Annotated in this window: 17 protein-coding genes; 1 reads left to right on the top strand and 16 read right to left on the bottom strand. The window is 63.0% G+C overall.

The window, feature by feature from the left end; translation table 11 throughout:
• Positions 1-18: 18 nt before the first annotated feature.
• The 8 genes from CYR52_RS16540 to gudD form a co-directional block, all read right to left on the bottom strand.
• Complete coding sequence (locus CYR52_RS16540; RefSeq protein WP_072932796.1) at positions 19-999, bottom strand: ABC transporter permease; 981 nt, start codon at positions 997-999, stop codon at positions 19-21.
• 76 nt (positions 1,000-1,075) lie between these two features.
• Entirely contained in the window at positions 1,076-2,614 is a 1,539-nt protein-coding gene (locus tag CYR52_RS16535) for a sugar ABC transporter ATP-binding protein (RefSeq protein ID WP_101828975.1), read from the bottom strand.
• Positions 2,615-2,616: 2 nt separating this feature from the next.
• Positions 2,617-3,600 carry a substrate-binding domain-containing protein gene (locus CYR52_RS16530; RefSeq protein WP_072932799.1) on the bottom strand — a complete coding sequence of 328 codons (984 nt, stop codon included), beginning with the start codon at positions 3,598-3,600 and terminating at the stop codon, positions 2,617-2,619.
• 57 nt (positions 3,601-3,657) lie between these two features.
• Positions 3,658-4,479, bottom strand: a complete 822-nt coding sequence (locus CYR52_RS16525; RefSeq protein WP_072932734.1) for a DeoR/GlpR family DNA-binding transcription regulator — start codon at positions 4,477-4,479, stop codon at positions 3,658-3,660.
• 507 nt (positions 4,480-4,986) lie between these two features.
• Entirely contained in the window at positions 4,987-6,129 is a 1,143-nt protein-coding gene (locus CYR52_RS16520; RefSeq protein WP_101828991.1) for a glycerate kinase, read from the bottom strand.
• 101 nt (positions 6,130-6,230) lie between these two features.
• A complete protein-coding gene (garR, locus tag CYR52_RS16515; RefSeq protein ID WP_101828974.1) occupies positions 6,231-7,115 on the bottom strand; it encodes a 2-hydroxy-3-oxopropionate reductase in 885 nt (294 codons plus the stop codon).
• Between the two features lie 68 nt (positions 7,116-7,183).
• Positions 7,184-7,951, bottom strand: coding sequence for a 2-dehydro-3-deoxyglucarate aldolase (gene garL, locus CYR52_RS16510; RefSeq protein WP_101828973.1), 768 nt, complete (start codon positions 7,949-7,951; stop codon positions 7,184-7,186).
• A gap of 28 nt (positions 7,952-7,979) precedes the next feature.
• The gene (gene gudD, locus CYR52_RS16505) at positions 7,980-9,380 is read right to left on the bottom strand and encodes a glucarate dehydratase (protein WP_079205320.1); all 1,401 of its coding nucleotides are present in this window, start codon (positions 9,378-9,380) and stop codon (positions 7,980-7,982) included.
• A 422-nt stretch (positions 9,381-9,802) separates the two neighbouring features.
• Here gudD and garD point away from each other — a divergent pair, with 422 nt between their 5' ends.
• Positions 9,803-11,368 (top strand): galactarate dehydratase, encoded by a 1,566-nt coding sequence (garD, locus tag CYR52_RS16500; RefSeq protein WP_101828972.1) that lies wholly within the window; start codon positions 9,803-9,805, stop codon positions 11,366-11,368.
• 16 nt (positions 11,369-11,384) lie between these two features.
• Here garD and CYR52_RS16495 read toward each other — a convergent pair whose 3' ends face one another.
• The 8 genes from CYR52_RS16495 to CYR52_RS16460 form a co-directional block, all read right to left on the bottom strand.
• Positions 11,385-12,131, bottom strand: coding sequence for an SDR family oxidoreductase (locus CYR52_RS16495; RefSeq protein ID WP_101828971.1), 747 nt, complete (start codon positions 12,129-12,131; stop codon positions 11,385-11,387).
• 65 nt (positions 12,132-12,196) lie between these two features.
• Positions 12,197-15,076: an aminomethyl-transferring glycine dehydrogenase gene (gcvP, locus tag CYR52_RS16490; RefSeq protein ID WP_101828970.1), complete on the bottom strand. Its 2,880-nt coding sequence runs from the start codon at positions 15,074-15,076 to the stop codon at positions 12,197-12,199.
• A 79-nt stretch (positions 15,077-15,155) separates the two neighbouring features.
• Complete coding sequence (gcvH, locus tag CYR52_RS16485) at positions 15,156-15,542, bottom strand: glycine cleavage system protein GcvH (RefSeq protein WP_101828969.1); 387 nt, start codon at positions 15,540-15,542, stop codon at positions 15,156-15,158.
• Positions 15,543-15,568: 26 nt separating this feature from the next.
• Positions 15,569-16,666 carry a glycine cleavage system aminomethyltransferase GcvT gene (gene gcvT, locus CYR52_RS16480; protein ID WP_101828968.1) on the bottom strand — a complete coding sequence of 366 codons (1,098 nt, stop codon included), beginning with the start codon at positions 16,664-16,666 and terminating at the stop codon, positions 15,569-15,571.
• Between the two features lie 496 nt (positions 16,667-17,162).
• Complete coding sequence (gene ubiI, locus CYR52_RS16475; RefSeq protein ID WP_101828967.1) at positions 17,163-18,374, bottom strand: FAD-dependent 2-octaprenylphenol hydroxylase; 1,212 nt, start codon at positions 18,372-18,374, stop codon at positions 17,163-17,165.
• Positions 18,375-18,393: 19 nt separating this feature from the next.
• Positions 18,394-19,572, bottom strand: coding sequence for a 2-octaprenyl-6-methoxyphenyl hydroxylase (ubiH, locus tag CYR52_RS16470; RefSeq protein WP_101828966.1), 1,179 nt, complete (start codon positions 19,570-19,572; stop codon positions 18,394-18,396).
• A gap of 4 nt (positions 19,573-19,576) precedes the next feature.
• Positions 19,577-20,887, bottom strand: coding sequence for a Xaa-Pro aminopeptidase (gene pepP / locus CYR52_RS16465; protein WP_101828965.1), 1,311 nt, complete (start codon positions 20,885-20,887; stop codon positions 19,577-19,579).
• Positions 20,888-20,942: 55 nt separating this feature from the next.
• Positions 20,943-21,518 carry a YecA/YgfB family protein gene (locus CYR52_RS16460; protein WP_072932759.1) on the bottom strand — a complete coding sequence of 192 codons (576 nt, stop codon included), beginning with the start codon at positions 21,516-21,518 and terminating at the stop codon, positions 20,943-20,945.
• Between the last annotated feature and the right edge of the window lie 215 nt (positions 21,519-21,733).

Raw genomic sequence — 21,733 nt, 5'->3', positions numbered from 1 at the left:
GCTCCTCCGGTTACGTCATCACACAAAGCCGACATCGGTCTCTTTGCGCTTTTTGTAGTGGGTCACGGTGATGGCGGCGACGATCACGATGCCGATCACCACGTTCATGAAGTAGTTGGAGACGCCGATCAGGTTCAGGCCGTTTTTCAGCATGCCGATCAGGAAGACCCCCATCAGCGTGCCGACCACGCTGCCTTTGCCGCCGTTGAGGCTGGCCCCGCCGAGCACTGCCGCCGCCAGCACATCCAGCTCGCCGCCGACCAGCGCATTCGGCACCACTTCCCCGACGCGGTAGACCTGCACCAGCCCGCCGAGCGCCGCCATCGCGCCGAGGTAGCCGTAGGCGAACAGGTGCAGCAGCCCGACGCGGATGCCGATGCGCCGTGCCGACTCCTGATCGCCGCCCATCGCAAACAACTGGCGGCCGAGGTGGGTGCGGTTCAGCAAGAGCCAGGTGAGCAGCGCCACCGCCAGCATCACCAGTAACGGCAGGCCAATCTGGTATTCCTGGCCGCCGACGGAAAACGGCAGCACCTGCAGCGGCATCGTCCACCATTCGGGCAGGTCATACAGGCTGCGGCCGTTGGTCAGCCACATCAGCATGCCGAACAGCAGCGCCTGCATACTGATGGTGACGATGATCGACACAATCCGCAGGCCGTAAATCAGCAGGGCGTTCACCATGCCGAGCAGCGCCCCGGCGGCCACCGCCAGCGCAATGCTCAGCACCGGGTTGGCCAGCCCGTAATGCATCGCCAGGGTGGCAATCAGGTACTGCACCACCGAGGCCACTGCTGCGAAGGAGATGTCGATGCCGCCGGTCACCAGCACCACAAACAGCCCGAGGGCGAAGATGCCGCTCACCGCGTAGCTCTCGCTCAGGTCGAGCAGGTTTTGCAGCGTCAGGAACTGGTCGCTTAACAGGGAGAAGGTGACCACCACCACCACCAGCACCCAGGCGAGGTAGCCTTCGTTGTGGCGCGGCAGCAAACGGCGCAGCGGGTGTGCCAGACTTTTTTTAGGCGGTACCGTTTTTTTGGCCGGGGTGTTTTTCACCGGCAAAGGGGAGTTAACGTCAAGCATTGACCGCCTCCGCAAGCTGTTGCTGGCTGATGTTCTGCGGCAGGTATTCGCCGAGGATGCGGCCCTCGCTGACGTGCAGCACCCGGTCGCAGTTGAAATAGACTTCCGGCACTTCGTCGGAGATCAGCAGCACTGAGATGCCCTCGTCCGCCAGCTGGTGGATCAGCGCATAGATGCTGGCTTTCGCGCCGACATCCACGCCCACGGTGGGCGAGTCGAGGATCAGGATTTTCGGCTGGGTCAGTACCCATTTCGCCAGCACGATTTTTTGCTGGTTGCCGCCGGAGAGGGTGGCGATCGCCTGGTCCGGATCGCTGACTTTCACCCCGAGTTTCTCGATCCATTGCAGGATCAGTTTGTTTTTGCGGTACTCATCAATCAGGTGGAAACGGCCGCGCAGCTGGTCGAGGATCGCCAGCACGGTGTTGTCCGCCACTGACTGTTGCAGTACCAGCCCCAGCGTCAGCCGGTCTTCCGAGACGTAGCCGATGCCCGCTTTGATCGCGTCCTCGTGGCTGCGGAACCGCACCGGTTTGCTGTCGAGGTAGATTTTGCCGCTGTCGGGCCGGGTCATGCCGAACAGGCTCAGCGCCAGCTCGGTGCGCCCGGCCCCCAGCAGCCCGCACAGCCCGAGCACTTCGCCCTGATGCAGCCTGAAGCTGACATCCTGGTACTGCCCGGCGCGGCTGAGGTTTTCCACCTCCAGCATGATGCGCCCGGCGTGGCGGTTCGCCCCTTTCAATTTGTAGTCCAGCGTCAGGCCGGTCATCAGCTCGGTCAGGCGCTGGCTGCTGACCTCCGCGGCCGGGAAGGTGCCGACTTTTTTGCCGTCACGGATCACCGTGACGCGATCGGAGATCTCCAGCACCTCATCCAGCCGGTGGCTGACGAACACCACGCTGATGCCGCGGCTTTTCAGGTAGTGCACGGTGCGCAGCAACTGGTTCACCTCGGTGCGGGTCAGCGAGGCGGTCGGCTCATCCATGATAACCAGCCGGGCATCCGCCACCAGCGCGCGGCAGATCGCCACCTGCTGGCGCTGGGCGATCGGCAGCTCTGACACCAGGCTCTCCGGGTCGAGCGAGAAGTTAAGCTCCGACAGGATGCGTTCAGCCGTGGTGCGCAACCGCGCCGGGCGGAACCAGCCGAACAGCCCGTGCAGGTTGTGTTCGAAGGCGATGTTCTCCGCCACCGTGAGGTTAGGGAACAGCGACAAATCCTGATAAATCACCTGGATGCCGAAGGCGCGGGCCTGGTCCGGCGTCAGGCGGCGGAAGGATTCGCCGTTAAGCCGGATGCTGCAACCGTCATCCGGCTGGTAGACGCCGGAGATCACCTTGATAAGCGTGCTTTTGCCGCAGCCGTTGGTGCCGGCGAGGCAGTGCACCTCGCCCGGCATCAGCGTCAGGCTGATGTCATTTAACGCCCGCTGGCCGCCAAAGGTCATCGACAGGTGCTGCACGTCAATAAGCGGCGCGGTGCCGGGCGCAACAGCGGGCGCACCGGCCGGGAGAGTGTCAGCAATTGCCATGATTACAGCCCCATTTTGACCAGTTTCGGCAGGTTGGCTTTGTCCAGGCTTTCGGTTTCATTGCCCAGGATGGTGCGGCTCGCCTCGTCCACTTTCACTTTGCCCATGCCCTCGATGGTCATGCCGTCGGTGATTTTTTCACCTTTCTCCAGCATGTCCGCCACCCGCACAAACACCTCGCCCGCCACCATCGGGTTCCAGATGAACCCGCCCCGGATGGCACCGCGGTTGACCAGCGAGGCGCCCTGGCCGGGGCTGAACGGCCCGAGTACGCAGATGTCCTTAGTTTTGCCGCGGTTCATTACCGCGCGCCCGGCCCCGATCGGCCCCTGGGAACCAAAGGCCACGATGCCTTTCAGATCCGGGTATTTGGCCATCAGGTCATTGGTGGTGCGCATGGTGTCATCCAGCGATTCAGCCACGCCGAATTTGTCCGCCACCATCTCCATCTTCGGGTAGTGCGCTTTCTGGTAGTCGATGGCGGAATCCGCCCAGAGGTTGTGCAGCGGCACCGTCAGGCTGCCGACGTAGACCGCATACTTGCCCTGCTCTTTCATGCAGGCGGCCAGCGCTTTCATGTGGTTGATGCCGTGGTCTTTGGCGTCCACCAGCTCGAAATCCCAGTCGGCGAATTTCTGCCCCGGCGACTCATGCACAATCACCTTGATGCCCGCCGCCTGCGCACGTTTCAGCACCGGCTCCAGCACTTTGGCGTCATTCGGCACCACACCGATGACATCGACTTTCTGCGCGATCAGGTCTTCAATCGCCCGCACCTGCAACGCCGGGTCGGCGGCAGTCGGCCCGACCTGCCAGGCATCAATGCCGCGTTTGGCCGCTTCGCTTTTGATGCCGGCCTCCATCGCGTTAAACCACGGGATGCCGCCAATCTTCACCACCACGCCCATGCGGATCTTCTCCGCGCCCTGCGCCGACAATGACAACAACGCCGAGGCAAACAAGCAGGCCAGTACCGATTTTTTCATCATGTTCTCTCCATAAGCGGTGGCCGGATGCCACCTGTCGCGATCACGGGGGTAAGGTCAGCCGCCCCGGCGGCGGTGGGCAGCCGGGGCCACCTCAATCACATCCACGTTGTTCCAGGCCAGCTCCTGCCGGAACTCCTCATCGTCCAGCCGGTCGGTGATCAGGGTGTCTATCTCGCGGTAGTGACAGATACGGGCGAATGACCGGCGGCCAAATTTACTGGCATCCGCCAGCAGGAATTTGCGCTCCGAGGCCAGCAACATCTGCTGCTTCAGCCGCGCATGGTGCTCGTTACTTTCACGGATGCCCCCCTCCGGGCTGAGGCCGTGGCAGGAGAAGAAGACTTTGTTGATCACAAACTCCTTCAGCATCTGCTCGGCCAGCACGCCGATGAAATCCTCATACTTTGCTGAATACTCGCCGCCGAGGCCGATGGTGCGGACATTCGGCTTGGCAGCCAGCGACTGGATGATGTGCAGCGAGTTGGTCAGCACCACCAGTTCAATGTCCGGGATCTGGCGCGCCAGAAACCAGCTGGTGGAGCTGCTGTCGAGCAACAGGCAATCGCCCGGCTCAATAAACCCCAGTGCCCGTTTGGCGATGCGGGTTTTCATCTCCGGCGCCTGGTTGCTGCGCTGGCGGAACGACTCCCCCTGCTCAATCTGCCCCGGTAACGGACGCTTCTCCGGGCTGGGGGAATCGATGTACACCGCGCCACCGTGGCTGCGCTGCAAAATCCCGCGCCGTTCCAGCAGCGTCAGATCCCGGCGGGCGGTCTCCAGCGAAATCCGGCACAGTGCGGCCACTTCCTGCACCAGCACCCGGCCCCGTTGGCTGAGGAGGTCGGCGATAAAGCGATGGCGTTCTACAGGCAACATGGGTCTTCTCCTGGCTGATGTGATTACGATACGTAAAAGGTCAATGTGGTTTTGCGGGAGCAGTCAAAGCCGCCGGGCGCATAAAATTGCCCGGCGCGGCCTGTGATATGGCTCACGAAAACAAGGAAAAGGATGAAATGTTAAATATCTGATCTGTGGTGTGCCCTGCAGTAAACGCGGTTTTCCGGGCAGCCGCCGCAAACGGGAATTTGTAAACGGTCACAATCCCTCATGCCCCGGCCTGACCGTTCATGCCCGTTTCTGTGGCGATGACCGTTTTTGGTTCTCCCCCCGCCTTTAAAGCGTAGCCACGCTTCAGGCAGCACGGCGGGTAAACCGGTTGCGTTACACCACAAAACTGACCGATAAAACGGGCGGAAAAGGGGATCGGGCAGAAATAAACAGACGCAGGAGAGAGAAAAGGCGGGGAAAATAACCGGACAACCGTTTTCAATTTTGCAAAAAAAACGGCCTGCCGCAGCAGACCGTTTCAATGCCTGGGCAGGGTCAGTGGAAAGATCCGGCCAGCTTCAGGGTGGCGGCAATGTTGCGCGCCGTCATGCGGACGTTGTCACCGGCATTTTCCAGTGCTTCGTCCAGTGTGCAAATCGTATAAAGCACGCTGAACACCGCATCCAGCCCGTGCTGATGCACCACGCCGACATCCGCCGTCAGGCTGCCGGCGATACCGATCACCGGCTTGTTGTGGCGCTTGGCGACTTTTGCCACGCCAATCGGCACTTTGCCGTGGATGGTCTGGCTGTCGATGCGCCCTTCCCCGGTGATCACCAGATCGGCGTCTTTGACCAGTGCCTCCAGCCCCAGCGCCTCCGTGACAATCTCAATGCCGCGCCGCAGATCCGCCCCGCAGAACGCCAGCAGTGCCGCGCCCATGCCGCCCGCGGCACCTGCGCCCGGCACGGTGTCGACGTCGACGCCGAGATCCCGCTGGATGATCTGGGCATAATGCGCCAGGTAACCGTCGAGCTGTTTGACCATCTCCGGCGTGGCGCCTTTTTGCGGGCCGAAAATTGCCGAGGCACCCTGATCGCCGGTCAACGGGTTGGTCACATCGCAGGCGACTTCGATCTGGCACTGCGCCAGCCGCGGGTCAAGCTCACTGATGTCAATGTTCGCCAGGTGGGTGAGTTCCGCGCCGCCGTGGCCGATCTCTTCGCCCTGCGCGGTACGGAGTTTCGCCCCCAGCGCCTGCGCCATCCCGGCCCCGCCGTCATTGGTGGCGCTGCCGCCGATGCCGATAATGCAGTGCTTCACACCGTGGTCCAGCGCATTGCGGATCAGCTCGCCGGTGCCGTACGAGGTGGTGCGCAGCGGGTTACGCTGGTGCGGCGGCACCTGCTCCAGCCCGCTGGCGGCCGCCATCTCAATAAACGCGCTCTGCTCATCGCCGGAGAGGCCGTAAAACGCCTCGATGGGGTCACCCAGCGGGCCGGTGACCGTCACACGGATAATGCGCCCGCCGGTGGCGGCCACCATCGCCTCCACCGTGCCTTCGCCGCCATCCGCCACCGGCAGCTTCACATACTCTGCCTGGGGGAAAATGTCACGGAAACCCGCCTCAATCTGGGTGGCGACCTCCAGCGCGGACAGACTCTCTTTGTAAGAGTCGGGAGCAATCACAATTTTCATAGATAACCCTTTCATCAACATCCTGTAACGTGGCAGGGGCCTTGCCCTGCCTTTTGAATCCTGCCGGGCAGCCACACTGTGCGCCGCCCCGGCCGGGCCGGTTACCGGGTGATTTCAGCTTTCGCTAATTTCTCATAATAGCAGGCCAGCGCACTGTGGTCGGCCTTCTCCAGCCCGTCTGCTTTCAGCATCTGCATCATCTCCATCACGGAGGCGGTCAGCGGCAGCGGCGCGCCCACGTCGTGTGAGGTGTCGAGCGCATTCGCCAGATCCTTGATGTGCAGATCAATACGGAAACCCGGTTTAAAGTTGCGGTCCATCACCATCGGCGCTTTGGCCTCCAGCACCGTGCTGCCCGCCAGCCCGCCACGGATCGCCTGGAACACCAGATCCGGGTTGACCCCGGCTTTGGTTGCCAGCGTCAGCGCCTCGGACATCGCCGCGATGTTGAGCGCCACAATCACCTGGTTGGCGAGTTTGGTGACGTTGCCTGCGCCGAGGTCGCCGGTGTGCACCACCGAGGCGGCCATCGCCTTCATCACTTCGTAGCAGCGGTCAAACACCTCTTTGTCACCGCCGACCATCACTGACAGCGTGCCTTCGATGGCTTTCGGCTCGCCGCCGCTCACCGGCGCGTCAAGCATCGCCACACCATGCGCCGCCAGCGCCTCGCCGATCTCCCGGCTGGCCAGCGGGGCGATCGAGCTCATGTCTATCAGCGTCATGCCGGCTTTTGCGCCCTCGATCACGCCCTCTTTGCCGAGCACCACCTCTTTCACCTGCGGTGAATTCGGCAGCATGGTGATGATGATGTCGCTCTGCTGTGCCACCTCGCGCGGCGTGGCGGCCTCGACGGCACCGCCCACGGTCAGCGCCTGGATGTTTTCCGGGTGGTGGTCCAGCACCACCAGGTCATAACCGGCTTTTTGCAGGTTTTTCGCCATGGGTTTGCCCATGATGCCCAGCCCGATAAAACCAATCTTCATGGTTCATTCCTCTTGAAAAAACACGCTGACGCGTGGAAACAGGGGCGCGCCGCAGCGCGCATAAAGGATTACTTTTTAAAGCGATCGCACAGCGCGACGGTGGCGGCGCGGAAGATGCCGAGATCGCTGCCGACGGCCACAAAGGTCGCGCCCATCTCCAGGTAGCGGCGGGCATCCGCTTCAACCGGTGCCAGGATGCCGCTGGGTTTGCCGTGCGCTCTGGCGCGGTCGAAAATGTGGCGGATGGCGGCCTGCACCTCGGGGTGGTTGGCCTGCCCGAGGTAGCCGAGGGTGGCGGCCAGATCGCTTGGGCCGACAAAGAGGCCGTCGATGCCGTCAACCGCCGCGATCTCATCGATGTTGTCGATACCGGGCTGGCTCTCGATCTGTACCATCACCGCAATGTTGTCGTTGATCGAGGTGAAATATTCCGGCACCAGCCCGTAGTTATTGGAGCGGTGGGAGACGGACACACCGCGGATGCCTGCCGGCGGGTAACGGGTGGCGGCCACCGCGTTGCGCGCCTGCTCTGCGGTCTCCACAAACGGGATCAGGAAGTTATAGAAGCCGATGTCCAGCAGCCGTTTGATGATCACCGGCTCGTTGTAAGGCGGGCGCACCACGGCAGCGCTCGGGCTGCCCTTCAGCGCCATCAGTTGCGGCACAAAGGTGGTGATGTCATTCGGCGCGTGTTCGCCGTCCAGCAGCAGCCAGTCAAACCCGGCCAGCCCCAGCACCTCGGCGGAGGTCGGGTTGGCGAGCGCACACCAGCAGCCAATCAGGGTGTCGCCCTGCAACAGCTTCTGGCGGAACAGGTTAGGATAAATCGCGGTCATGGTCGGTTTCCTCGGGTTAGCGGGTGGCTCAGCGCACCAGGCACGGGCGTTTGTTGTCGAAAGTCCAGCCGGGGATCAGGCACTGCATCCCGGCGGCATCATCGCGCGCACCCAGCCCGTGGGAGGTATAGAGTTCATTGGCTTTCATCAGCTGGTCCCAGTCCAGCTCCACGCCCAGCCCCGGCGCTTCCGGCACCTGCACCTTGCCGTTGCGGATCGCCAGCGGCGAGCGCGTCAGGCGCTGGTTGCCCTCCTGCCAGATCCAGTGGGTGTCGATCGCGGTGATCTGCCCCGGCGCGGCGGCCGCCACCTGGGTAAACATCGCCAGCGAAATATCAAAATGGTTGTTGGAGTGGGAACCCCAGGTCAGGCCAAATTCGTGGCAGAGCTGCGCGACGCGCACCGAGCCCTGCATCGTCCAGAAGTGCGGGTCAGCCAGCGGGATATCCACTGACTGCAATGACAGCGCGTGGCCCATCTGCCGCCAGTCGGTAGCGATCATATTGGTGGCGGTCGGCAAGCCGGTGGCGCGGCGGAATTCCGCCATCACTTCCCGGCCGGAGAAGCCCTGCTCTGCCCCGCACGGATCTTCTGCATAGGCCAGCACATGGCGCAGTTGCCGCCCCAGCGTGATCGCCTCATCCAGTGACCACGCGCCGTTCGGGTCAAGGGTCACGCGCGCCTGCGGGAAGCGCTGCGCCAGCGCCGTGACCGCCTCCGCCTCTTCGGCACCGGCCAGCACGCCACCCTTCAGTTTGAAATCGTTGAAGCCATATTTTTCATAGGCCGCCTCAGCCAGCCGCACGATCGCTGCCGGGTCCATCGCCGCCTCGTGGCGCAGCCGGTACCAGTCACAGGCGTCATCCGGCTGGCTCTGGTAGGGCAACCCGGTGCGGGTGCGGTCGCCGATGTAGAACAGGTAGCCGAGCATCTCGACTTCGCTGCGCTGCTGGCCGTCACCGAGCAGCGAGGCGACGCTGACGCCGAGGAACTGCCCGAGCAGATCGAGCATCGCCGCTTCAATGCCGGTCACCACATGGATGGTGGTACGCAAGTCAAAGGTCTGGGTGCCGCGCCCGGTGGCGTCGCGGTCAGCAAACTGGCGGCGCACCGCGTTCATCACATTCTTGTACTCGCCCAGCGTCCGGCCGAGCACCAGCGGTTGTGCCTCTTCCAGCGTGCGGCGAATCGCCTCACCGCCGGGGATTTCACCCACGCCGGTGTGCCCGGCGTTGTCTTCCAGCACCACAATATTGCGGGTAAAGAAAGGCGCATGCGCCCCGCTCAGGTTAAGCAGCATACTGTCGTGCCCGGCCACCGGGATCACCTGCATACGGGTAATGCGCGGGGCGGAGGTGTCGGTGTGGGAGGGGCTTTCAGGGTGCGATGCGGTGCCGGAGAATGCGGCGTGTGGGGCGTTATGGCTCATGCGGTGAATCCTCCTTGTCCATCGGCCGGCGGGTGCCGGTAGTCATTTTTGTTATGTCTGCGTAGAGGTACGGGATCGTGCTGCCGCCGTGAACAGCGGCAAACAGCAAAAAGTATAAGAAGCGCCCCGGCGTTTCACATTGGACAAAAGAACAGGATTGTCGCGGATTAACGGAAGGGGTTCTGGCATCTGCCCAAGTTACTGCGCGACAGTTCACGAAAGGTTGCGCAGCACCGGGGGTGCAGCGGCGTGATGGTGTTCACGCCCGGTTGGTCGCTTGCCCAGAAACCAGGGAAAAAGCGGCGCGGGGTTCGGTCATCCGCATAATGATTAGGCTGCTAAGGCTCCCGTATACTGCCAACTGGCGCGGCCTGCTGTGGCCGCCGATCCCCTTAACGGTCCAGCAATAAAAGGATGTCACCATGCTTACCTCTCCCGCTTCATCCGGCCAGCCGCTCTACATCAAAGTACATGAAGAGGATAACGTGGCGATTGTGGTTAACGATCAGGGGCTTAAAGCCGGCACGCGTTTTGCCGACGGCCTGACGCTGACCGAGCACGTGCCGCAGGGGCATAAAGTGGCGTTGCGCGCCATTGCTGCCGGGGGCGCGATTGTGCGCTACGGCGAAATCATCGGCTATGCGGAGCGCGACATCACGCAGGGAAGCTGGATTGATGAGTCGCTGGTGAGTTTGCCGGTCGCGCCGCCGCTGGAGAGCCTGCCGCTCGCCACCCGTGTGCCTGCCCCGCTGCCGCCGCTGGAGGGGTACACCTTTGACGGCTACCTGAACGATGACGGCAGCGCCGGGACCAAAAACCTGCTGGGGATCACCACCAGCGTGCACTGCGTGGCCGGGGTGGTAGACCATGTGGTGAAACTGATTGAGCGCGATCTGCTGCCGCGTTACCCGAACGTGGACGGAGTGGTGGCGCTGAACCACCTGTACGGCTGCGGTGTGGCGATCAACGCCCCGGCGGCGGTGATCCCGATCCGCACGATCCACAATATCGCGCTGAACCCCAATTTCGGCGGCGAGATCATGGTGGTGGGCCTGGGCTGTGAAAAACTGCAACCGGAGCGGCTGCTGACCGGCACGCCGGATGTGCAGCCGCTGACGATGGAGGCCGCCAGCGTGGTGCGCTTGCAGGATGAGCAGCATGTCGGGTTCGGCGCGATGGTGGATGATATTTTGCAGACTGCTGACCGCCACCTGCAACGGCTTAACCGCCGCCGCCGCCAGCCCTGCCCGGTGTCATCCCTGGTGGTGGGGATGCAGTGCGGCGGCAGTGACGCCTTCTCCGGCGTGACGGCGAACCCGGCGGTGGGGTTTGCCTCCGACCTGCTGGTGCGCTGCGGCGCCACCGTGATGTTTTCTGAAGTGACCGAAGTGCGTGACGCTATTCACCTGCTGACGCCGCGCGCGGCAGATGAGCAGGTCGGCAAGCGGCTGCTGGAAGAGATGGCCTGGTACGATAATTATCTGGAACAGGGGCAGACTGACCGCAGCGCCAACCCGTCGCCCGGCAATAAAAAAGGCGGGCTGGCGAACGTGGTGGAAAAAGCGCTTGGCTCAATTGCCAAATCGGGCCGCAGCGCGATTGCCGAAGTGCTGTCACCCGGCCAGCGCCCGACCCGGCGCGGCCTGATTTTTGCCGCCACGCCCGCCAGCGATTTTGTCTGCGGCACGCAGCAACTTGCCTCCGGCATCACGCTTCAGGTGTTTACCACCGGGCGCGGCACCCCTTACGGCCTGACGGCCGTGCCGGTGATCAAAATGGCGACCCGCACCGCGCTGGCTGACCGCTGGCACGACCTGATCGACATTAACGCCGGCACCATCGCCACCGGCGAGGCGACCATCGAGCAGGTCGGCTGGCAGCTGTTTGAACTGATTCTGGATGTCGCCAGCGGCCGCAAACAGACCTGGTCAGATCGCTGGGGTATTCACAACGCGCTGGCGGTGTTTAACCCGGCACCGGTGACCTGACCCTGATCGATCACGGCTATTTGCCGCCCGCCAGATCGATAAACGACCCGGTGACGTAAGAGGCGGCATCAGAGAGCAGCCAGCTGATGGCCGCGGCGACTTCCTCCGGCTGGCCGCCGCGCTGCATCGGCAGCAGTTTGCCGAGCCGATCCACCCGCCCCGGCTCGCCGCCGTCGGCGTGGATATCGGTGTAGATAAGGCCGGGGCGCACGCTGTTCACCCGGATGCCCTGCGCTGCTACCTCCAGCGAGAGGCCGATGGTCAGGCTGTCCATTGCCCCTTTTGACGCCGCATAATCCACATATTCACCCGGTGCGCCGAGCCGGGACGCCGCCGACGAGACATTGACAATCGCCCCGCCCGAGCCGCCGTGGCGCGTTGCCATGCGTTTCACCGCCTCGCGGCAGCAGAGGAAGCTGCCGGTCACGTTGGTCGCCAGCACGCGGTTGATGCGCGCCGCGTCCAGCTCCTCCACCCGGGCCTGTTTACACAGGATACCGGCATTGTTGACCAGCGCCGTCAGCGGGCCGAACACCTCATCCACCGCGGCAAACATCGCCACCACTTGCGCCTCGTCGGCGATGTCAGCGGCAAACGCCTGCGCCTGCCCGCCTGCGGCGATGATTTCCGCCACGACATTATCCGCCGCGGCCTGGTTGCTGCGGTAGTTCACTGCCACCCGGTAACCTTCGCGCGCCAGCAAAAGTGCGGTTGCCCGCCCGATCCCCCGGCTTCCGCCGGTAATGATTGCCACTTTCTGCATCTTTGCTCCTGATAAAAAAAGGCCCGGATAACCGGGCCTCTGAAGGAAAGTCATTGCGGATTCGCTTACTGGTAATCGCTCATCGGTACGCATGAGCAGAACAGGTTGCGGTCACCGTAGACATCATCCAGGCGTTTCACCGCCGGCCAGTATTTGTTTTCACGCGCGGCCTCACTCGGGAACACCGCCAGCTCACGGCTGTAGGCGTGCTGCCAGTCATTGACCAGCTCCGCCTGGGTGTGCGGCGCATTCACCAGCGGGTTGTCATCCTGCGGCCACTCACCGGCAGCCACGCGGCTGATTTCCGCACGGATCGCCAGCATCGCATCGATAAAGCGGTCCAGCTCGGCTTTGCCCTCGGACTCCGTCGGCTCCACCATCAGCGTGCCCGCCACCGGGAAGGACATGGTCGGTGCGTGGAACCCATAATCGATCAGGCGTTTGGCGATGTCCATTTCGCTGATGCCGGTGGCCTCTTTCAGCGGGCGGATGTCGAGGATGCATTCGTGCGCCACCCGGCCGTCGCGGCCGGTGTAGAGCACCGGGTAGGCCTCTTTCAGCCGGGTGGCAATGTAGTTGGCGTTAAGGATCGCCACCTGGCTGGCCTGCTTCAGCCCTTCCGCGCCCATCATGCGGATGTACATCCAGCTGATCGGCAAAATCGAGGCGCTGCCGAACGGCGCGGCGGAGACCGCCCCGTTTTGCGTGAGTACGCCGTCAATCGCCACCACGCTGTGGCCCGGCACGAACGGGGCGAGGTGCGCTTTCACGCCGATCGGCCCCATACCCGGCCCACCGCCGCCGTGCGGGATGCAGAAGGTTTTATGCAGGTTAAGGTGCGACACGTCCGCGCCGATGTAACCCGGCGTGGTGATGCCGACCTGCGCGTTCATATTCGCCCCGTCGAGGTAAACCTGCCCGCCGTACTGATGCACGATCCGGCACACTTCGCGGATGGTTTCCTCATACACACCGTGGGTGGACGGGTAAGTCACCATGATGCAGGAGAGCTGGTCACCGGCACGCGCCGCCTTCTCCCGCAGGTCATTCAGGTCGATGTTGCCCTGTTTGTCACAGGCGACCACCACGACCTCCATGCCCGCCATCTGCGCCGACGCCGGGTTGGTGCCGTGGGCGGAGCTTGGGATCAGGCAGAGGTTACGTTCGCCCTGGTTGCGGCTCTCGTGGTAGTGGCGGATCGCCAGCAGACCGGCGTATTCCCCCTGGGCGCCGGAGTTCGGCTGCATACAGAGCGCGTCATAACCGGTGAGCTGCACCAGCCACTGTGACAGCTGGCCGATCATCTGCTGATAACCTGCCGCCTGCTCCGGCGGGCAGAACGGGTGCAGTTCCGCGAATTCCGGCCAGGTGATTGGGATCATCTCCGCTGCGGCGTTGAGCTTCATGGTGCAGGAGCCGAGCGGGATCATCGCCTGGTTCAGCGCCAGATCCTTTTTCTCCAGACGGTGCATGTAACGCATCATCTCGGTTTCGCTGTGGTAACGGTTAAACACCGGGTGGGTGAGGATCGGGTCACGGCGCAACAGCGCGGCCGGGATTGAGGCGCTGTCCTGGCTGACGGCACGGTCCAGCTGGTCCACATCCAGCCCGTGATCGTCCCCCAGCAGTACCGCCAGCAGGGCTTGCACATCCTCGCGGCGGGTGGCTTCGTCCAGCGTGATGCCGACCGCGCCGTGGATGTCGGTGCGCAGGTTGATGCCGAAACTCAGCGCGCGTGCCAGCACGGCGGCTTTGTCCTGCACCTCGACGGTCAGGGTGTCGAACCAGCTGGTGTGGCGCAGCGTCAGCCCGCCCTGCTTCAGCCCGGCGGCCAGGATGTCCGTGAGGCGGTGGATGCGCCCGGCGATGCGTTTCAGCCCTTCCGGGCCGTGGAACACCGCATACAAACTGGCGATGTTCGCCAGCAGCACCTGCGAGGTGCAGATGTTGGAGTTGGCTTTCTCGCGGCGGATATGTTGTTCACGCGTCTGCATCGCCATGCGCAGCGCGGTGTTGCCGGCGGCATCACGCGAGACGCCGATAATGCGCCCCGGCATGGAGCGTTTGAATTCATCGCGGCAGGCGAAGAACGCGGCATGTGGGCCGCCGTAACCCATCGGCACGCCGAAACGCTGGGCGGAGCCGAACACGATGTCCGCGCCCTGCGCGCCCGGCGCGGCCAGCATCACCAGCGCCATGATGTCCGCCGCCACGGCGGTGATGATGTTGCGTTTTTTCAGTTCTGCCATCAGCGCGCTGTAGTCATGCAGCTCGCCGGTGGTGCCCGCCTGTTGCAGCAGCACGCCGAACACGCCATCCAGATCCAGCACGTTTTCTGCGCGATCGATGATGATGTCAAAGCCGAAGGTTTCGGCGCGGGTACGCACCACATCCAGCGTTTGCGGGTGGACGTCATCCGCCACAAAGAAGCGGTTGGCCTGTTTGAGTTTGCTGGCGCGCTTCGCCATCGCCATCGCTTCGGCGGCGGCGGTGGCTTCATCCAGCAGCGAGGCGGAGGCGAGATCCAGCCCGGTGAGATCCTGCGTGACCTGCTGGAAATTCAGCAGCGCTTCCAGCCGCCCCTGCGACACTTCCGGCTGATAAGGCGTGTACGCGGTGTACCAGCCGGGGTTTTCCAGCATGTTGCGCAGGATAACCGGCGGCGTCAGCACCGCGCTGTAGCCCATGCCGATGTAGGTTTTGTAGCGCTGGTTCTGTGCTGCCATCGCTTTCAGCTCCGCCAGCGCCTGATGCTCGGTGGCGGCCTCGCCCACCGCCGGCGGCCCCGGCAACTGGATATCCGCCGGGACAATCTGTTGGATCAGGGCCGACAGCGAGGAAGCGCCCACGGCGTCCAGCATCTGTTGCTGCTGGGCGTCGGAAGGGCCGATATGGCGTTCAACAAACGCCGTGCGGTGTTCAAGTTGGCTGAGAGTCTGGGTCATTGCTACAGATTCCTGAAATCATGCATCGGGTCGGGCACGGGCGGCGGATCATGCCCGGCGCGGGGCCGGGCTGCGGGGATTATTCGTCAATGCTGCTCTGGTAGGCGGCAGCGTCCAGCAGGTTCCCCAGCTCGGACGGGCCAGCCGCCTTGATTTTAAACAGCCAACCGGCGGCGTAGGGTTCGCTGTTGACCAGCTCCGGGGAGCCATCCAGCTCGCCGTTCACCTCAACAATTTCACCGCCGATCGGCGCGTAGATGTCAGAGGCGGCCTTGACCGATTCCGCCACCGCGCAATCTTCACCGGCGGTGACCTCACGGCCCACTTCCGGCAGGTCAACAAATACCATGTCGCCCAGCAACTCCTGGGCGTGCTCGGTAATGCCGACGCAATAAACGCCGTTGCCTTCGTCACGCACCCATTCGTGGGAGCTCGCATATTTCAGTTCGGTTGGCACATTGCTCATCGGGCCTTCTCCTTTAAAATAATGAGTTACTGCGCGACCGGTTTTCCGGCCCGCACAAAAATAGGTTTCGTCACCCGTACCGGCATTTCGCGGTTACGGATTTGCACAATCGCGTGGTCGCCGATACCGGCCGGGACGCGGGCCAGCGCAATGCTGAAGCCCAGCGTCGGGGAGAAGGAGCCGCTGGTGATGATGCCCTGCTGGGTATTACCGGCTTCATCGATAAAGTGCACCGGCAGGCCGTTACGCAATACGCCTTTTTCCGTCATTACCAGGCCGACCAATTGCTCCGTGCCCTGCTCGCGCTGCTTCTCCAGCGCTTCACGGCCGATGAAATCACGATCTTCCGGTTGCCAGGCGATGGTCCAGCCCATGTTGGCCGCCAGCGGTGAGACGCCTTCGTCCATCTCCTGGCCGTAGAGGTTCATGCCCGCTTCCAGCCGCAGCGTGTCACGCGCGCCGAGGCCCGCCGGTTTCACCCCGGCCGCCAGCAATTGCTGCCAGAAGTCGGCGGCTTTTTCATTAGGCAGGGCGATCTCATAACCCGCTTCGCCGGTGTAGCCGGTGGTGGCGATAAACAGATCTTCGGCCTGTACGCCGAAGAACGGTTTCATGCCGTCTACCGCCTGACGTTGTGCGTCGGTAAACAGTGTGCCGGCGCGCTCTTTGGCCTGCGGGCCTTGCACCGCAATCAGCGCCAGATCGTCACGTTCACTCAGGGCCACGCCATAGGGCGCGGCGTGTTCGGTGATCCACGCCAGGTCTTTTTCCCGCGTCGCGGAGTTCACCACCAGCCGGAAGGTGTCTTCCGCCAGGAAGTAGACGATCAAATCATCAATCACCCCGCCGGAGGCGTTCAGCATCCCGGTGTAGAGCGCTTTGCCCGGCTGGGTCAGTTTGGCAACGTCATTGGCCAGCAGGTGACGCAGGAATTCGCGGGTGCGTGCGCCGTTCACATCCACAATCGTCATGTGCGAGACGTCAAACATCCCGGCGTCCTGACGCACGGCGTGGTGTTCATCGAGCTGTGAGCCGTAGTGCAGCGGCATCATCCAGCCGTGGAAATCCACCATGCGCGCGCCGCACGCGACGTGTTGATCATAGAGCGGGGTCTGCTTTGCCATGTTTCCCTCATTGCCTGCTGATATGTGATTGTGCCGATCATTCCGGTGGTTTTTTAATCAATCCCGTCAGCAAAAGTATAGCGACGCAATCGTTATCCTTTTGCTGAACTTATCACCGAACCGGGTGCTGTTCCATAAGCTGAAATAGGCCGGATTCTGACGGGCACCAAAAAAGTGCGGCCTTATCGTGCAGAATATTCCACTGAAAAACTGCGGTGCACGGCACATAATTAACAATCCGCCCGCAGTTCATACGATATTCCATAACAAAAAGAGGCTCAGAGCCTGAAATACGACAAACAGATTCCGGTCATCGGATAATATAAACTAATGCGAAACAGGGAGTGAAATTAGAATATTTCAAACGCGCGGCAGCCTGCCCTGTTTTGGGGCATGGCGGTCAGGTCAGAGGAGGCCAATGAAGGAACAGCAGGAAAACCGGGGGAAAAGTCAGTATCAGGCGGCAAACAGAGGCGTTTGCCGCCGGTTATCCCCCTCAGGCCGGGGGATTAAGCCAGTCAGGCAGATCGTTTAAGCCCATCGCCTGGCGCACCAGACGCGGTTTCACGCCCGGCAGGCTGTCTGCCAGCGTCAGGCCGAGATCACGCAGCAGCTTTTTCGCCGGGTTCTGCCCGGCAAACAGATCGCGGAACCCTTGCATCCCCGCCAGCATCAGCGCGGCGCTGTGTTTGCGGCGGCGCTCATAACGCTTCAGGTAGAGATGCTGGCCGAAATCTTTGCCCTGCTTTTGCAGGCGGCGGATTTCAGCCGACAGCTCGGCGGCATCCATAAAGCCTAGGTTGACCCCCTGCCCGGCCAGCGGGTGCACGGTGTGCGCTGCGTCGCCAATCAGCGCCAGCCGGTGGCCGGCAAAACTGCGGGCGTAACGGCCGGTCAGCGGGAAGGTGTGGCGTTCGCCCTCGACCCGGCACAGGCCCAGGCGCAGGTCAAACTGCATCGCCAGCTCGCGGTTGAACGCGGCTTCATCCAGCGCGGCCAGCCTTGCTGCGTCATCCGGCGGCAGTGACCAGACAATCGAGCAGAGGTGCGGGTCTGAGAACGGCAGGAACGCCAGGATGCCGTCGCCGTGGAATACCTGCCGCGCCACGCCCTGATGCGGCTCCTCGGTGCGGATGGTGGCGACCAGCGCGGTGTGGCCGTAGTCCCAGAAGGTCAGCGGGATATCCGCGTGGCGGCGCAGCCAGGAGTTGGCACCGTCCGCACCGACCACCAGCCGGGCGGTCAGCATCCGGCCATCTTCCAGCGTGATAAAGGCTTCGTTTTCACCCCAGGCCACGCTTTTCAGCTGCGCCGGGGCCAGCATCGTCACCTCAGAGAGCGAGGCGGCGCGCTGCCACAGCGCCTGTTGCAGCACCGGGTTCTCAATAATATGCCCCAGATGGGCATACCCGTAATCATCAGCACGGAACGCGATCCGGCCGAAACTGTCATGATCCCACACTTCCATCCCGGCATAGGGGCTGGCGCGGCGTGCGGTGATCTCGTCCCAGACGCCGATATGTTGCAGCAGGCGCTCACTGGCGGCGTTAATCGCCGAAACACGCACCGAGTGTTCCGCCGTCAGCGGCGTCTCCTGCTGCGGCTGGTGCTCCAGCACCGCAATACGCAGCCCGCTGCCGTGCAGGCTGCACGCCAGTGCCAGCCCAACCATGCCGCCACCGGCAATGACCACATCAAAAGATTGCATAATGAGTTTCCTGTTGGCCTCAGCGCGCCACCCATCCCAGGGTCCGGCGGGCAAAGGCGTCGCGCAGCAGTGGAGTCTGTTCCATTGCCATCAAACCAAGGTTACGCCCGGCTGCCAGCGGCGCGTAACGGTTGGCGAAAAGGTGAATCAGGCCGTCCGTCACCCCGACGGTGGCCTGCTGATCGGGCCGGCGGCGCGCCTGGTACGCGCTGAGCACCGCCCCGCTGCCCACATCCTGCCCCTGTGCGGCGGCATCGGCCACGGTTTCCGCCAGCGTCATGACATCCCGCAGGCCGAGGTTAAAGCCCTGCCCGGCAATCGGGTGCAGGGTTTGCGCCGCATTGCCTGCCAGTGCCAGGCGGTGGCTGATGTGGCTGTGCGCGGTGCGCAGGTGCAGCGGGTAAATCTCCCGCTGGCCGGCTTTAAGGATTTTGCCGAGCCGCCAGCCAAACGCCTGTTGCAGTTGGCTGATAAAGTCCGCCTCATTCCAGTTGCTGACCTCCGCCTGCCGCTCACGCGGATGGCACCAGACCAGCGAGCTGCGCCCCTGTGACATCGGCAGCAGCGCCAGCGGCCCGTATTCGGTAAAGCGTTCAAACGCCCGCCCTTGCGGCAATTCCGCGGTAGTGACGTTGGCGATCACCGCGATCTGCGGGTAGTCGCTCACCTGCCACTGTACCTGGCAGGCGCGGGCCAGCGCCGAGTGGGAGCCGTCCGCCGCCACCAGCAACTGGGCGGTCAGGGTTTCGCCGGTATCCAGCGTGACACCGGCATGCCCGATTTGCCGGTCCACATTGACGACTTTCGCCGGGCAGTGCAGATGCACGCCCGGTGCCTTACGCAGCAGCGCAAACAGCCGCCGCCCGGCGTCATGCAGCTCCACCACGTTGCCGAGTTCGGTGACGTGGAAATCCTGCGCGTGCAGGTTCACCAGCCCCGCATGGCCGCGGTCACTGACGTGCACATGGGTGATCGGCGTGGCGCAGTCACGCAGGGCGGGCCAGATGCCGATGCGCGCCAGCTGGCGGCAGGTGCCTTGCGCCAGGGCAATCGCCCGCGCATCAAAGCCGGGGTGCTTCCGGTCTTCCGGCAACGCCGCCTCGACCAGATCCACCCGCACCTTGCCCTGGGTCAGGGCGGAAACGGCCAGTGCCAGCGTGGCCCCGACCATACCGCCGCCTACAATAATCATGCTCATACGCTTACCGTGCCGCCGCCATCAGCGCCTCAATCTCGTCGGCTTCTTTCACCACGCCGCCGGTCAGGATCTCGTTGCCGTCAGCGGTGATCAGGATGTCATCCTCAATCCGCACGCCGATGCCGCGGTATTCAGCCGGGACATTGGCGTCCGGCGCAATATACAGCCCCGGCTCCACGGTCAGCACCATCCCCGGTTCCAGCACGCGGTCGCGGTCGGTGCCGTAGTGGCCGACGTCATGCACGTCCAGCCCCAGCCAGTGTGACAGGCCATGCATAAAGAACGGGCGGTAAGCTTTTTCCGCCAGCAGTTGCTCTGTCTCACCGTGCAGGATGCCGAGCCGCACCAGCCCGTCGATCATCACCCGCGCCACCGCCTGCGTCACTTCCAGCATACTGGTGCCGGGGCGGTAGAGTTCCAGCGCCTTGTATTCGGCCGCCAGCACGATGTCATAGACGGCGCGCTGGGCCGGGGTAAATTTGCCGTTGACCGGGAAGGTGCGGGTGATGTCCCCCGCGTAGCTGCGGTATTCGCAGCCGGCATCGATCAGCACCAGATCGCCGTCCTGCATTTCACACTCGTTTTCGGTGTAGTGCAGGATGCAGGCATTCTCGCCGCTGCCGACAATGGTGTTGTAAGCCGGGAAGCGCGCGCCGTGGCGGGTGAATTCATGCTGGATTTCGCCCTCCAGCTGATACTCAAACATGCCGGGGCGGCAGCGCTCCATCGCACGGGTATGCGCCAGCGCCGTGATCTCCCCGGCGCGGCGCATGACGGCAATCTCTTCCGGCGATTTGAACAGCCGCATCTCATGCAGCCACGGCCGCCAGTCGGTGATCGTCGCCGGGGCGGCGAGGTTCTGCCGCGCGCCGTTGCGCAGTTTTTCCAGCGCGCCGAACACCAGGGTGTCGGCGTAGGCATAGTGGCCCTGCGCATGGTAGACCACATCCAGCCCGTTCAGCAGCAGGTGCAGTTGCGTGCCGATCTCATCAAACGGCAGGGCGCGATCCACCCCCAGTTTGGCCGGGGCCGCCTCCTGCCCCAGACGGCGGCCGAACCAGATCTCCGCCGTCAGGTCACGCACCCGGTTAAACAGCACGCTGTGGTTGTGGGTGTCATCGCTTTTAATCAGGATCAGCACCGCTTCCGGTTCATTAAAGCCGGTGAGATACCAGAAATCGCTGTCCTGGCGGTACGGGTAGTCGCTGTCCGCGTTGCGGGCGGCTTCCGGGGCAGCAAAAATCAGCGCGGCACTGGCCGGGGCCATTTTTGCCAGAAGTGCCTGGCGGCGATTCTGAAACTCCTGCTGGGTCATCACCTTCTCCTTAAACTCTGCGTTAACAACCTGTTATTTACCGGGGCACGGCGGCTCAGTGCAGCGTAGGCTTGCGCACTTCCGGCGCAGTGGGGCCCGGTTCAGCAAATTCCGCATGGCAGAGGATCGCCGCGACGCGCACGTATTCCACTACCTCTTCCAGCGACTGCTCCAGTTCTTCCTGATCCTCATCTTCCTCATATCCCAGCTGGGCGATGTTGCGCAGGTCGTCAATCGCCTCGCCCACTTCGTCCTTGACCTGGGAGAGCTTCGGCTGCATCACGCCGAGGCCGAGCAGGAAGTGGTTAACCCAGCCGGAGAGCGCATCCGCCCGGTCAAAGACGCTGGCTTCGTCATCCGGCATCAGCATACGGAATTCGAAACCGTCATCTTCCAGCGTGTCACGCGTCACCTGATAGAGCGCCTGCAACGGCGCATTCAGCGCCTGCGGGAAGGCGATGCCCTCGTTGGTGAGGTCATGCACCAGCGTCTGCCAGCTGGCATCACGGTTACCGCCACACAGCAAACCGCTGACCAGGCCGTGCATCTCTGCGGCCGTGAGTGCGACCGCCTGCTGGCGGAGTGCCTGATTAACGGCATCATAAGTAGGGTAAGGATTATGTATCGACATACGTATTGGTCATCGTTGGCAGGATAAGTTCATGGTATGCTACCACCAAGATCCGTCGCTGTACCAGATTAGCAGAGACCCGGTTAAGGGTTGATTATCCCTGACAGCTTAGTAGAGTAGGCGCTGCGGTCCAGGGGAATTCCCCGTTGGAAAGGGGTTGTATCTTGGTATTGAGGTATATATAGTGGCGCCCGCTTTAACCGGTGCGGTAAGCG

It is taken from the genome of Chimaeribacter arupi (assembly GCF_002858805.1).
Taxonomy (GTDB): domain Bacteria; phylum Pseudomonadota; class Gammaproteobacteria; order Enterobacterales; family Enterobacteriaceae; genus Chimaeribacter; species Chimaeribacter arupi.
The sequence above is the reverse complement of the archived record's forward strand: the minus strand, read 5'-3'. Positions and strand labels throughout refer to the sequence as shown.

What these genes read in the sequence shown, in the direction of transcription:
- CYR52_RS16535 (WP_101828975.1), bottom strand. Translation starts at nt 2,614, where the DNA reads ATGGCAATTGCTGACACTCTCCCGGCCGGTGCGCCCGCTGTTGCGCCC.
- CYR52_RS16530 (WP_072932799.1), bottom strand. Translation starts at nt 3,600, where the DNA reads ATGAAAAAATCGGTACTGGCCTGCTTGTTTGCCTCGGCGTTGTTGTCA.
- CYR52_RS16525 (WP_072932734.1), bottom strand. Translation starts at nt 4,479, where the DNA reads ATGTTGCCTGTAGAACGCCATCGCTTTATCGCCGACCTCCTCAGCCAA.
- CYR52_RS16520 (WP_101828991.1), bottom strand. Translation starts at nt 6,129, where the DNA reads ATGAAAATTGTGATTGCTCCCGACTCTTACAAAGAGAGTCTGTCCGCG.
- garR (WP_101828974.1), bottom strand. Translation starts at nt 7,115, where the DNA reads ATGAAGATTGGTTTTATCGGGCTGGGCATCATGGGCAAACCCATGGCG.
- garL (WP_101828973.1), bottom strand. Translation starts at nt 7,951, where the DNA reads ATGACCGCGATTTATCCTAACCTGTTCCGCCAGAAGCTGTTGCAGGGC.
- gudD (WP_079205320.1), bottom strand. Translation starts at nt 9,380, where the DNA reads ATGAGCCATAACGCCCCACACGCCGCATTCTCCGGCACCGCATCGCAC.
- garD (WP_101828972.1), top strand. Translation starts at nt 9,803, where the DNA reads ATGCTTACCTCTCCCGCTTCATCCGGCCAGCCGCTCTACATCAAAGTA.
- CYR52_RS16495 (WP_101828971.1), bottom strand. Translation starts at nt 12,131, where the DNA reads ATGCAGAAAGTGGCAATCATTACCGGCGGAAGCCGGGGGATCGGGCGG.
- gcvP (WP_101828970.1), bottom strand. Translation starts at nt 15,076, where the DNA reads ATGACCCAGACTCTCAGCCAACTTGAACACCGCACGGCGTTTGTTGAA.
- gcvH (WP_101828969.1), bottom strand. Translation starts at nt 15,542, where the DNA reads ATGAGCAATGTGCCAACCGAACTGAAATATGCGAGCTCCCACGAATGG.
- gcvT (WP_101828968.1), bottom strand. Translation starts at nt 16,666, where the DNA reads ATGGCAAAGCAGACCCCGCTCTATGATCAACACGTCGCGTGCGGCGCG.
- ubiI (WP_101828967.1), bottom strand. Translation starts at nt 18,374, where the DNA reads ATGCAATCTTTTGATGTGGTCATTGCCGGTGGCGGCATGGTTGGGCTG.
- ubiH (WP_101828966.1), bottom strand. Translation starts at nt 19,572, where the DNA reads ATGAGCATGATTATTGTAGGCGGCGGTATGGTCGGGGCCACGCTGGCA.
- pepP (WP_101828965.1), bottom strand. Translation starts at nt 20,887, where the DNA reads ATGACCCAGCAGGAGTTTCAGAATCGCCGCCAGGCACTTCTGGCAAAA.
- CYR52_RS16460 (WP_072932759.1), bottom strand. Translation starts at nt 21,518, where the DNA reads ATGTCGATACATAATCCTTACCCTACTTATGATGCCGTTAATCAGGCA.